This window comes from Flavobacteriales bacterium (assembly GCA_016124845.1).
In the GTDB taxonomy this organism is placed as follows: domain Bacteria; phylum Bacteroidota; class Bacteroidia; order UBA10329; family UBA10329; genus UBA10329.
Genome location: WGMW01000012.1, coordinates 51498 through 64240, shown reverse-complemented (window position 1 = coordinate 64240; position 12743 = coordinate 51498). Strand labels below are relative to the sequence as shown.

Genomic DNA, 12743 nt, shown 5'->3' with positions numbered 1-12743 from the left:
GCTCAGAGACCGAGCACAGACGCCAAGGTCGATGCGCTGCTGTTTGTTCGGATGAACGATGCGAGGCTTCCCAGGGTGCTTCCACTTCTCGTTACCGCAGTGCTCACCGCGTTCTGGTTGAGCCCGAACTTGGAAGCAATGAGGCTCGATAGCAGGTTGGTGTTTGCCGTGTTTCCTCCCAAAATGGATGAGAGGGTAGAGCTGGCGTTGGCCCCTTTCAGCACACTTGCGAGTGTCGGATGTCCGCCCGCCAATTTCTGGGTCAGATAATTGACAATGAGCTGTTCCGACTCCTGTATGGCAAGGGTTTTCACTTCCTGCCCGAGGGCTGAACCTGAAATTCCCTGTGTGGAAGAGCAACTGGAAACCGATGTGACCAGCAATGCGGCACTTGCCATCGTTACGAATACTTTTTTCATGACCTCTCAGATCGTTTAGTGGGAGAAATAAATTGCAGTACAACGTTAGCATTCGGCAGCAATAAATAGAAATGAAAAGAAGGCCTGATGTGAAATTTGATGGATTGCCCTGTCATTTCCCGGCCGATGTGTTTGGAAGGGGCTGTTGATGCCCTTTAGCAACCTTGGCCGCAGATCATGGTCTTACACAACAACGGCAAAACAGTAATTTCGCTTTACCTCACGGTTGAAACCCCCATTCATGAACCGAACCTTCGTCATCTGGATCCTTCTTGGCCTGCTCTGGCCGTGGCAGTCCGTTGCTCAGACGGCCTCGGCCTCCATGATGGTGGAGCCGTTCGTGAACAAGGTTTTCATTGCTGAGAAAGGACAGTTCCACGATAAATTGGAGGAGCAGGGAACGGTGCTGGACGCACCCATCCTTTTCGGAGTGGAGAATGCGGAGTTCAATGCGTATTTCACCGAGAACGGCATCCACTTTCAGTATGCAGAATACGAGCTGATACCCGAATCAGAGCGCGAACACAACGAACAGGAGCCCGAAGAGCGTGAAATGGAGACCATTTGGCATGCGTTCGACCTGCAATGGGTGAATCAACATGCCGACATGGAGGTGCTTTCGCAGCAGGAAGTGTCGGAATACTACAATTATTCGGGTATTGATGGCAAACCGAACATCAACTTCGTCCCTGCCTTTAAGCAGGTGGTGTACCATAATGTTTTTCAGGGCGTGGATGCCATTTTTGAACTGCCCGCGGAAGGCGGAATCAAGTATCGCTTCGAACTCCGGCCCGGTGCTTCGGTTCAGGATGTGGCTTACCGCTGGAATGGGGATGTTTCGCTTACGCTTGATGCAGATGGCAATTTGGAATTGCACACTCCCACCACACTCCTCAAGGATAAGGCTCCGAATGCGCAGAGTGCAGCCAGTAAAAAGGAGATTCCCATTCATTATAAGATGGAAGGCAACGAGATCCGGTTCGATATGGCCGTGGATGAGGCCGCCATCAACGAAGGGATCATCATCGACCCATGGATCTACAACACCAGCTATCCCGATATCAACCACGCGGTTGATATTCAGGAAGATGCGGCCGGGAATGTGGTGGTACAGGGCAATCATACCAACTTTCAGGTGCAGAAATTCAGTCCAGCGGGCGTTCTCCAATGGACATACGTTACCAACTCCACCTTCTTAGGCGACATAGCCGTGGACAATCCCGGGAATGTCTACATCATTGGTGGTTATCCGAATGGGAAGCGACAGAAACTGGATCCTTCAGGCGTGCAACTTTGGACCTTTGCGGGTCTTGTGGAGGAGTGGCGTTTGGCATTCAACTATTCAAAGACCGTTCTGACCGTTGGGGGCTATTTTTTGAATCCGGGCAATAATAATCTCGGTAGAATGGATCTGAGTACGGGGGTCATTTCCGATCAGATCGTCTACGGACTTGAAACACGCTGTATTGCAACAGATTGTAACGGAGACATGTATTCACTGCATGTTACGTTCGGTTCTACGGGAGTGGCCGCAACAAATACATTGCGAAAGACCAACGCCAATTTTACCCCTGCGGGTTCAGTTCCCAGTGGCTTTCTGCTATCAGAATCAGAACCATCGGCCGGATATGTGCCAAACCCATCCTATCATCCGTACATCTACCAAGGATTTAACGGCTTGGTCGTCAGCGGGCCGTATGTGTACATGACAGATGGGGCTACCGTGCGAAGAGTGAATAAAAGCACGCTCACAATTCTTAATAGCGCTACTGTAACGGGTGGTGCCAAACTGATGAACAGCGGCATGGCGGCCGATCTGTGCGGCAACATCTATGTCGGTTCGCAAACGGGCATCGTAAAGTTCGATTCCACGCTCAATTATGTCGAAACAATCGCCACACCTGGTGCAGTCTATGATATTATCATGGGTTCATCGGGCGAGCTGCTGGTATGCGGGGATGGCTTCGTGGGAAGTTTCGCTATCACCTGCTCACCGCCTCCACCGATCACGGCTTTGGCCAACAATGCTTGCGATGGAACCGGGGTGATCACCATTGACGTGGCTGGTGGGCTTGCTCCCTATACGTATGAATGGCAACCGGGCGGGCAAACCACCAACCCGATCACCGGACTTGCAGCTGGAACCTACACTTACACGGTCAACGATGCCTTTTGCCGCACGTTTGTCGATTCGGTGCAGATCTATGAACTGCCAACGCCCACATTTACTGCCGCAGGGGTCAGCACGAATAATACGAACGCAAATTCCGTCTGCTTGGGCGAGACGTTTCAGTTCTCAGACAACTCCGTTTCCAACGATGGTACCATTGTTTCTTGGGATTGGGACTTCGGTGATGGAACGACAAGCACCGATCAGAATCCGACACACGATTACACCGCAGCAGGAACTTATGACGTGAAATTGGTGGTGGTTTCCGACCACGGTTGTGCCGACAGCACCCAATTTCAAGTGAATGTGGATCCATTGCCTGCGGCAGATTTTACCGCAACGGATGTCTGTCTCGGAACACCGACAGCTTTCACCGATGCAAGCACCATCAGCGCAGGAACCATTGCCGCTTGGGGTTGGGATTTCGGGGATGGAAACACGTCAACGCAGCAGAATCCTTCCAATACCTACGCAACGGCTGGTACATATACGGTCGGTCTTGCCGCAGTTTCCGCCAACGGCTGTGCGTCCGCTGTGCAGCATGATGTGGACGTTTACGTACTTCCACAAGCAGACTTCACAGTTCCTACCACGTGTGTCAACGACCCTGCGGATCTGATCGATGCATCCACCGCAGGTGACTGGCCCATCACCTCTTGGCAATGGACCGCAGAAGGGCAGTCGTTGAGCGGCTCATCGGTTCAGCATACCTTTTCAGGTGAAGGAACTTTTCCCGTACAGCTCCTTGTTCAGGATCAATTCGGTTGTGTGGACAGCGTAATGCAGCAAGTGACCATCAGCGTTCGCCCGCAACTTCAATTATCTGTGAACGATGATTGTGCAGGAGCGCAGTTCGTTTTCACAAATACGTCTTCCATTCAATCAGGCAGCATCGATTCCACCCATTGGGATTTTGGCGATGGTAATGCGTCCGTTACCGTTTCTCCGACCAATGTTTATGCGCAGGCTGGGGTCTATACCGTGGTTCTTTATGCGCAAAGCGATCTGGGATGCGCGGCCGATACCACGTTTCAGGTGGAAGCATTCCCGAATCCGGTTGCTGGCCTGCAATGGCAGAACCAATGTGATGGTACGGCCATTCCGTTGAATGAAACTTCGACTGTTGCCGCCCCTGGTCAGCTGCTCAACTCCAATTGGACCATGGGCGATGGCACCGTTCTGACCGATACTTCGCTGAATCAGTATCTCTACGCCACGTATGGCGATTACACCATTCAACTTGATGTGGAAACACAGGACGGATGCACCGATTCGCAGACGTTTACCGTGTCGGTTCATGCGGTTCCGGTGGCCGATTTCAGTTTTACCAATATCTGCGAGAGTGATTCGGTACACTTTCAAGACCAATCCAATATTGCGCAAGGCGCCATTGTCGGGTGGCAATGGACATTCGGAAACGGACAGTCCTCAACGGCAAGCGACCCCGCGTATCAAAGCTATCCAGCTGATGGAATCTATCCTGTGCAACTCACGGTAACGTCCGATAGCGGATGTGTTGCCGTTTTGGATGATTCCATTGAGGTCTATTCGAATCCGATCGCTGCATTCATGTTCGATAGCGTGTGTTTCCCTGGGCCAATTCAGTTCACCGATCTCTCCGACCCGAACGGCTCGTACGGCATTACCCAATGGTCGTGGGTTTTCTCCAACGCGCAGAGCTCAACGCAGCAATCTCCTGCCATGATGTTCCCTTCGTACGGAGCGTATGGTGCCACGCTCACCGTAACCAATTCGGTGGGCTGCAAGAATGCCGTTACATTGGGAGATGCGCTGCTTCATCCGCTTCCTGTGGCTGATTTCACAACCACGCTTCAGCATTGCTTCTTGGTAGAGATCCCTATTCAGGACGCATCAACCGTTGACGTCCTTTCAGATGATCAGATCGTTGATTGGAGCTATGATCTGGGAGATGGAAACATGATCACCACTGCCGATGGTACGTATCAATACGGTTCGGCAGGGTTCTATGATCTTACACTCACGGTTACCACCAATCATGGCTGCGAAGATGACGAGACAAAGACCGTGGAGGTTTGGCCGTTGCCATCTGTAAGTTTTTCAGCCGATCCCGAAGAAGGCTGTAATCCGTTGTTTGTCAGATTTTCCGATGGAACTTCCATTCCATCACCTTACACTTTGAGTTCATGGCGTTGGGATGTCGGTGATGGAACCGATACCATTGCCGTACAAAACCCGACCCATCTCTATGATGCTACAGGAACCGCCCCGAACGACTCGGCAGTTTACGATGTCGGTCTGGTTGTCACCTCGGGGAACGGTTGTGTCGATTCGCTCACAACTCAAGACTTGATTGTGGTGCATCCGCTGCCCGAAGCGCATTTCAGTTCTGTACCAGAGAAGTTGGCAACCATTATCGACCCATTATTCAAATTCACCGACCTCAGTACAGAAAACGTTACGTTCTGGAATTGGACATTCGGTGATGGATTGGGCGCACATGACCAAAACCCCGAATACGCGTATGCTGATACGGGAACCTTTGTGGTGACGCTTGGTGTTGCTACAGATTTCGGATGTGCCGATACCATTTCATACATCGTAAAAGTGGAACCGTACTTCAGTTTTTACATTCCGTCTGCCTTCACCCCAAATGGTGATGGGCGGAATGATGGTTTCTTTGGTACGGGCGAGTATCTGAAAGCATACAACATGAAGATCTTTGACCGTTGGGGCGAGATGATCTTTGAATCGAACGATCAGAACTTTAAATGGGATGGGACCTATAAAGGCGCTCCCGCGAAGGCCGATCAATACGTCTATCAGTTCAATATCATCGATTGGGAAGGCAACGACCACCGTTACACAGGTGGTTTTCAGCTGCTTCGATAGTTGGTGTTGGAACGGCAGCAGTAACAATTGCCCATTCTTTCCGTTCAAGCTTCCGACCAAAAACCTAATGTTTTGAATCGTTTTGTCATTGTACTGGCCATGCTGGCGTTGCCAAGCATCGGGTTTGCGCAGAAGAAATGGACATTGAAGGACCGTTGGCGCAACTCCATCGGAGCTTCGGTGCATCTTCTCATGGTAAAGAAGAATGTGAGTCCTGCGTTCGGGGTGTTCTACAATCCGCAGATCAACATCATTAACAAGTATGCCGATTTCTCGTTGGCGGCCACCATGCCGATGACCTTGGGCGCACACGTCAAGGATTCATGGATAGACAGAACCTATTTCTACGGTCACATTCCTGCGGTGTTGGAGGCCAGCATCGGCCATTATTCCACGCGCGATTTCCGTTCGGACATAGGTATGGCGTTGGGTGTGGGTTATGGGGCGCAGATAAACGGAAGCGATGTTTCCACAGGCTTCGTATCCACGCTGGCCGCCCGAACATGGTTCTTCAAAGGAAGCATTACGCTGCGGTATATTTTTCACCTCAACGTGCAGGGCGTTGGAGGCTACCACGCACATGCTTTGGGTATTGCTGTCAACCTGGGAAACTACTTCAAGAAGTTGGATCACATGAACAAGATCAGCAAGTGGCAGAACTTCAAATAGGTCTTCCGCAAGGCAAATTGTCGTAACGCGGGTGGCTGCATTGGCTGCGATCGTTACATTTGTTTCAACCGTAAACCACCAGTATGACGCGAATCGTTACCCTGACCATCGTTCTTTTCTCGTTTACATTGACCGCAATGGCGGGGGGTCCGTGGCCAAGGAAAAAAGGCAGCGGATACGCGCAGTTGGGTTTCACCTACATCGGTTACAACAAGTTTTTCAATGACAAGGGAAAGGTGACCGACCTCCGTAGACCCGTTACCGACTTCACAAGTCAGGTTTATTTGGAATATGGCCTGACGGATAAGTTGACCCTCAGCACCAACCTGCCGTTCAAGTACGTGACAAGTGCCGATAAGATATCGAGTGCCGATACCAGTTACTTCCGCGATACGGTTCCCTCGGGAAAACTCTTTGGGCTGAACTCGGTGATGCTCGGCCTCAAGTACAACATCATCAACAAGAAGGTGCTTTTCAGTGCGGGACTGAATGCAGAGGCCAATGTGGCCAAGTACGATTCCATCACCACACTTCGCACAGGCTCAAGCTGTTGGGTGTTCAACCCGTATGTAAGTGTTGGTTCATCTTTCATGCAAGGTAAACTTTACACGTTCTTGAATGCAGGTTATCGCCTTCGGCTGAACGGTTATAGCGATCAGGTGGATCTGAAATGGGAGTTCGGAGGAACGTGGAACCAGAAGACCTATCTGATCCTGACGGTTGCTGGGCGCATTTCCATGCAAGAGGGGAGCTACGATAATAACGTCACGGCTCCGCCAAACCCATCCGATTCTACAAGCGTGAGCCTACATCCTTACGGTCGCGATCTCTTCACTTCGCTTTATCCGAACAATCAGCAGTACGTTGGTTACGGATTGAAATTCATTCAGAAGATCAAGCAAAAAGTGCACATCAATGCTGCGGTTTATTTCGGAATGGGCAACATGGTTGCTGCCGCTCCGAGTTTCAATCTTGGCGTTGCCTACGAATGGTAAGCAATACCAACATATCGGTTCTTCAGAAGTTGAATGTCGAGACACTTTCTCGGTTGAAGGATATGCTTGTGGAGGTCGATCAGCGGCTTTACACGCATGTCAACCATAAAGGCCGCGCGTCTGTTGGACAGCATGTACGCCACACGTTGGAGTTTTATCAATGCCTTTTTGAAGCAACCGATACGGTCAATTACGATCAGCGCAAGCGCGATATTCTTATCGAGTCGAGTGCAGCGCATGCGGTGCATGTGGCAGATCAGATTTTGAAGAGCGTCTCACAGATAAAGGCCGATCGGCCGATGCAACTGGAAGCGGAAATGCTTGGTGCAGCGCAACCGTTGTGTGTGCGGTCATCGCTTTCGCGTGAGTTGTTGTATGTGCTCGAACATGCCATTCATCACATGGCACTTATGCGCATTCTGATAAAGGATGAGGCGGCTGATTTTGAGTTGGAGGATGCGTTCGGTGTTGCGTATTCCACGCTGGCCTATCGTGGCGAGCAGAACGACTGAGTCATGGATTCCGTTCCATTCACAACCCGCGTGCACATTTGGATGCAACGCGCCATTCGTTGGGAGTTCTGGCCATGGCGCATCGTTTACCTTCCAATTGCAGTCTATTGGTTCTGTTTGGCAATTCGGGCGCGTGGTCTGGTGTTCTTCAGCGCAGCCAATCCGTGCATGCGGTTCGGTGGGCTGGTGGCCTATTCCAAAACCGATGTTACCAAGTTGGTTCCATCGGCCTATTTGCCCAAGACCATTTTTGTGGAGCCAACTGATGGCCTGACCGCGGTACTGGCAAAGGTTGCCGTTGAGCAAATGGAATTCCCACTCATCATCAAACCCGATCAGGGCGAACGTGGCAAAGGAGTCAAGATCCTTCGCTCGGAGCAGGAACTGCAGAAAGCTTTGGGTTCGGTCAAAGAGCGCATGCTGCTGCAGGTGTATGAAGACCTGCCCATGGAATTCGGAGTGATGTATAGCCGCAAGGCCGATGAGCCGTATGGGATCATCACGTCCATCGTTATCAAGGATTTTCCTGTGTTGGAAGGAGATGGAAAAAGCACGCTTTTGGAGTTGATCCTATCGAATCTGCGCACACGCCTCAGTTACAGGATTCACATCCGAAAGTTTGCCGATAGGCTGAATGAAGTGCTTCCGAAAGGCGAAAAACTGCGCATGGTGAACATTGGCAATCACATGCTTGGTACCACGTTTTACAACGGAAATCATCTCATCACACCAGCGTTGGAAAGTGTGTTTGATGGGTTGGCAAAGCAGATAGACGGTTTCCACATCGGTCGTTTTGATGTGCGTACGGAATCGGTGGAAGAACTCGCCAAAGGCAACTTTAAAGTAATCGAGGTGAATGGCGTGAACTCCGAACCGTGTCACATTTTTCATCCTGGCCGTTCGCTTTTCCTTGCTTGGCGCGATCTGTTCAAACATTGGAAACGCATTGCCGACATCAGCATGGCCAATCATAAGAATGGTGTGCCGTATGCGAGCTATTTCGAGATAAGACGCGAGATACGAAGGCATAACCGCGAAGGTGCGCAGCACGATTGATCACCTTCTCAAATAGTAGTTCAGCCCAAGCGTAAACCCAAATGTGAAGTTGTGCGATTTGTCGTAGTTCTTCCCATCGTTCATTACGGGGTGGTCTTTCGCGTTGATATCGCCTGAGAAGGAAGTACGCATGCCCACACTTAGCATGAGCCACTTGGTAAAGTAGATCTCCTTTTCCACGCCAAGCACCACCGAAACATCTATCGGTTTGAAATAATCCTTATCGTTCGCTTCTGGGTTGACAATTGTTCCCAGCGGATATTCATTTCCCTTGTAAGTGATCTGTGCCGAGCGCAAAATGCCTATCTGCGTTCCCAGATTGATGACCCAAGGCGATTCGAACTTCTGCTGTTTCTTGATCTTGAACTTATAGCGGAGAATGATCGGCACTTGCATGTATTGCAATTTCACTTGGCGCTTTGCCACATGACCGTTCAGTTTATCATCATAATCCTGTCCTTGTCGCGAATAGAAGATGAACCCCGTTTGGAAGCCGTATTGTCGCTTGTACGTGTAGCCGATGCGCACGCCAGAAGCAATACCGAATGTCGGTTTGTAGGCGAGTTCCTTTCCATCAAAAGCACCGTATGTGTTCTGGTTGAAAATGAGCGGCAGATTGAAATTTACATGTGCGCCTGCAAACACCTCGTGTTTTGGGATGTAATCGACACACCTCATTTGAACTAATCCTGTATCTGGAGTCCAAGATGTTCTGATTGTTTCATTTTGAGATGTACTCAGATTAGGAGGAATGACACGTATTTGGCGCATCCTGAATTCTTCTGTCTGGTTTTCGGTATTGTTTCCTCCTGAATTCTGTGCATCTGACACACTCGGTTCCAGAGATTGTTGGGAATCGTCTGGGGCAGCCGCGGAGGTCAATTCATTGCGACTTTCATTCGAAGAATCTGCGTTTTTCTTGGATGTGTCAGAAGAGTTTTCCGATTCGTTTGAATTGGCGGCATCGGCAACATGATCATTATCTGCGGCTGCATTTCCTGAACTGTAACGACTTGCATTCAACTGCTTGGAAACCGTGGTTGGCTCTGAACGCTTGTCTGTAATGTTGGTATGGTTCAGTTGAGTTGCAACGTCATTTCCCGTATCGGATTCATCACTTTGAGTGACCGAACGGGTCTCTTCGGTTGTTTCTAATGCACCTTCTTCTTCTGAAAATTCTTCAGTTGTATTCCTATCATTTGTGGTTTCTGTGTTCTGCGATTTTATGGTACTTGTTTCTGTAATTGTTTCGGCAGACTCGGCCGCGTTTGTATTCTGATTATCGCCTCCCGCAAACCCGAAGAAGGACAGTAAAAGGATGAGAAGCATGATTGTGCTATCGTTGGTGATGATCCACAACAGACTTCTTTGCTCCTTATTGGAGGCGGTGTTCGCGTTGATCTTTTCCCACATGTCTGCAGGTGGCGCAGCCTGATGACCCGACAGCTTCTCGCGGAAGATGCGGTCAAAATCCTGAGCGCTATGTTGGTCCTTGCTCATGCTACTTGCATTAATTCTATTACCCGCGTTTGAAGCATTTTCCGTGCGCGGTTCATTCTCAATTTCGAATTGCCTTCGCTGATGTCCAGCATCTCGGCAATTTCCTTGTGGCTGTATCCTTCCACCGCAAAAAGGCTGAATACCTCGCGATAACCGTCTGGCAGTTCACGTATCAGCTGCAGCAGATGATCCGCATTCATTTTAGAGAGCACATCCTGATCGTACGTGATCTCTTCGCTGTTCTCCATTTCGATGTCAGCCATCGGCTTGCGTTTTCTAAGGTGGGTCAGCGCCATGTTTACCATGATGCGCTTGGCCCACCCTTCGAACGAACCATCGAACCGAAACATCTTCAAACTGTCCAACAGCTTTACAAAACCTTCTTGGAACACATCCTTCGCGTCATCCTCATTACCCATATAGCGGAGGCAGATGGAGTAGAGCACCCCAGAAAGCTCGTTGTAAATGTGCCGTTGCGCCCTTTGGTCGCCTTCGGCAGCTTTCGAAACCCAATTTTCTATGCTATTCTGACTATGCACGGTGCGTAACAAGATCGTGTTTTTCGTCCATTCGCTTATCAGATGCAGCTTATGGAGCAATAGTTACAGCATTGCAAGATTTTATTGCCACAGATGCACAGATTTACGCAGAACGAGCACAGAAGTATTTCCATTCCTCTGTGAAAACCTCTGTGCTTTCTGTGTTTCTGTGGCCGCCCCGATGTCCTACCTTTATGGTCATGGAATTTCTATCGAACATCGAATTCAATATCCTCTACATCAAGGCGTTGCACATCATCTTCGTAACCACGTGGTTCGCGGGGCTGTTCTACATGGTGCGTCTGTTCATCTACCACGCAGAAGCACGAGGCAAGGAAGAACCCGCTCGCAGCATCTTGGAAAAACAGTACAAACTGATGCAATGGCGGTTGTGGTACATCATCACGTGGCCATCGGCCATTCTCACCTTCGTGTTCGGTTTTTGGCTGGTTTACGGATTCAACTATTGGCTACAACCGTGGATGCATGTGAAGTTTGCCATGGTAGGAGGGTTGTTCCTTTATCATCTCTACTGCCACAGGATCTTCCGAAAGTTCCAGAAGGATGAGGAAACGTGGGGTTCCGTCAAACTCCGCATGTGGAACGAGGTGGCAACGCTGTTCCTTTTCGGAATCGTGTTCGTGGTGGTGTTGAAGAATTCCGTTACATGGATCTGGGGCCTGGGAAGTCTCATTATGCTGGCAATAGTGATGATGCTTGGCATCAAGCTTTACGGGAAAGCAAGGGGCAAGAAAAGGGAAGAATGAAAAAAGAAAAAGGTTCGGTGTGAGCCGAAAACCTTAGCGTCTTGGCGCCTTTGCGAGAGGAAAAACTTCGTTTCTCTTCGTCTCTGCGTGAAATAAAAATCAGTTTCCTGTTCCTGAAACGATACGCGCCTGCTTGTTAGAGAGACTTACAGAAGCAAGCATTTTCTCAGCATCTTTCAGCGAATCGTACGTGCCGTAAGCTACCATGTGGCCTTGAGTGTCCTGTCCTGCATACTCGGCAGCAAAACCACGCTTGATCATCTTGGCAACGTGGTCGGCAGCTTCATTTTTAGAAGCAAACGTTGCCGCGATCACTTTGAAGGAGGATGCATTCTCGTTCACGGTTTCCGTGACTTCTTCCGTTGTTGGAATATTCACTTCCGTAGAAGGCACGGCATCGGTTTTCACCACAATGGCGTTGGCGGAATTCTTCGCCAAATGAAGTTCTAAAAATTCGTGCTGGAACTTATCGGCCAACACATCTTCCTTCTCAAATCCTTTGTTCAGCCAATTCTCATTGAACTGGCGCGATTGATAAGCCGCTTCGGTGGTCACTGCAAATGGGTTGAGCTGATTCACCAGCATGTTTCCGTTCCCCACAATTCCTTGCTGAATAGGCAACCAAACCAGCAGCCCAATAGCCGCAGCCATGGCTGCATAGCCCGTAATGCGTTTGATCGGAAGTGTGCGCACCTTGGTGGCAATGGTGCCATCGGCAGCCACCAGTTCACGCACCTTATCTACATTATCCTTCTCAACTCGGTTGAGGGAAACAGGCTTCAGACCGAAGAACTCATCCTGAATTTCAGGAAGCGGCACGGCTTTGAATTCGATGTTTCCTTCCAGCGTTCTTTTCAGTTCACCGATTCCATCCAATAGAACGCTTTCGCCATTGTTCAATCGGAAACGCACTTCCGAAACCGCATCGGTCAGCCATTTGTCGGCAGCCGAATAGGTAAGTTCCAATTCAGAAGCAACAGCGGCCAAAAGCAAACCATCGTTATGTGAAAGTTTCGCATTGAAGATCACCGAATTCTTAGGCGGATGAACACGATTGCGTAGCTCATCCAACTCCGCTCCGATGTGGTCTTTCACAAACCCACCGAAGCCAGGCAATACAACCAACGGCTGTTCGCGCAGCGCACTTGCAATGATATGTCCTAACTGTTGGGTCAGCATGCGATTGTAACGCACCAAAGTAACCGTTTATTAGGATGAAATGAAAGTTGAAAAAGAAAGCAGTTT

Annotated in this window: 10 protein-coding genes; 6 read left to right on the top strand and 4 right to left on the bottom strand. The window is 49.8% G+C overall.

What is annotated here, in order from left to right; translation table 11 throughout:
- Nucleotides 1-2: 2 nt before the first annotated feature.
- Nucleotides 3-419, bottom strand: a complete 417-nt coding sequence (locus GC178_06115; GenBank protein MBI1287139.1) for a hypothetical protein — start codon at nt 417-419, stop codon at nt 3-5.
- A gap of 241 nt (nt 420-660) precedes the next feature.
- Here GC178_06115 and GC178_06110 point away from each other — a divergent pair, with 241 nt between their 5' ends.
- From GC178_06110 to GC178_06090, 5 genes are all read left to right on the top strand, one after another.
- Nucleotides 661-5460 carry a PKD domain-containing protein gene (locus GC178_06110; protein ID MBI1287138.1) on the top strand — a complete coding sequence of 1600 codons (4800 nt, stop codon included), beginning with the start codon at nt 661-663 and terminating at the stop codon, nt 5458-5460.
- 72 nt (nt 5461-5532) lie between these two features.
- Nucleotides 5533-6129 (top strand): hypothetical protein, encoded by a 597-nt coding sequence (locus tag GC178_06105; GenBank protein ID MBI1287137.1) that lies wholly within the window; start codon nt 5533-5535, stop codon nt 6127-6129.
- An 83-nt stretch (nt 6130-6212) separates the two neighbouring features.
- Nucleotides 6213-7124 (top strand): hypothetical protein, encoded by a 912-nt coding sequence (locus GC178_06100; protein MBI1287136.1) that lies wholly within the window; start codon nt 6213-6215, stop codon nt 7122-7124.
- Complete coding sequence (locus GC178_06095; GenBank protein MBI1287135.1) at nt 7118-7636, top strand: hypothetical protein; 519 nt, start codon at nt 7118-7120, stop codon at nt 7634-7636. Before GC178_06100 ends, GC178_06095 begins: the two co-directional genes overlap by 7 nt.
- A gap of 3 nt (nt 7637-7639) precedes the next feature.
- A complete protein-coding gene (locus GC178_06090; GenBank protein MBI1287134.1) occupies nt 7640-8692 on the top strand; it encodes an ATP-grasp domain-containing protein in 1053 nt (350 codons plus the stop codon).
- Here the strand turns inward: GC178_06090 and GC178_06085 are convergent, their stop codons facing one another.
- Together GC178_06085 and GC178_06080 are read right to left on the bottom strand one after the other, a co-directional pair.
- A complete protein-coding gene (locus tag GC178_06085; protein ID MBI1287133.1) occupies nt 8693-10192 on the bottom strand; it encodes an outer membrane beta-barrel protein in 1500 nt (499 codons plus the stop codon). It abuts the gene before it with no gap.
- A complete protein-coding gene (locus tag GC178_06080; GenBank protein ID MBI1287132.1) occupies nt 10189-10791 on the bottom strand; it encodes a sigma-70 family RNA polymerase sigma factor in 603 nt (200 codons plus the stop codon). The genes GC178_06085 and GC178_06080 overlap by 4 nt, the downstream gene beginning before the upstream one ends.
- A gap of 140 nt (nt 10792-10931) precedes the next feature.
- Between GC178_06080 and GC178_06075 the strand changes: the two genes are divergently transcribed.
- Entirely contained in the window at nt 10932-11498 is a 567-nt protein-coding gene (locus GC178_06075; protein ID MBI1287131.1) for a hypothetical protein, read from the top strand.
- Nucleotides 11499-11597: 99 nt separating this feature from the next.
- On the opposite strand, the gene GC178_06070 is transcribed toward GC178_06075, so the two are convergent.
- Entirely contained in the window at nt 11598-12692 is a 1095-nt protein-coding gene (locus GC178_06070; GenBank protein ID MBI1287130.1) for a hypothetical protein, read from the bottom strand.
- Nucleotides 12693-12743 lie beyond the last annotated feature (51 nt).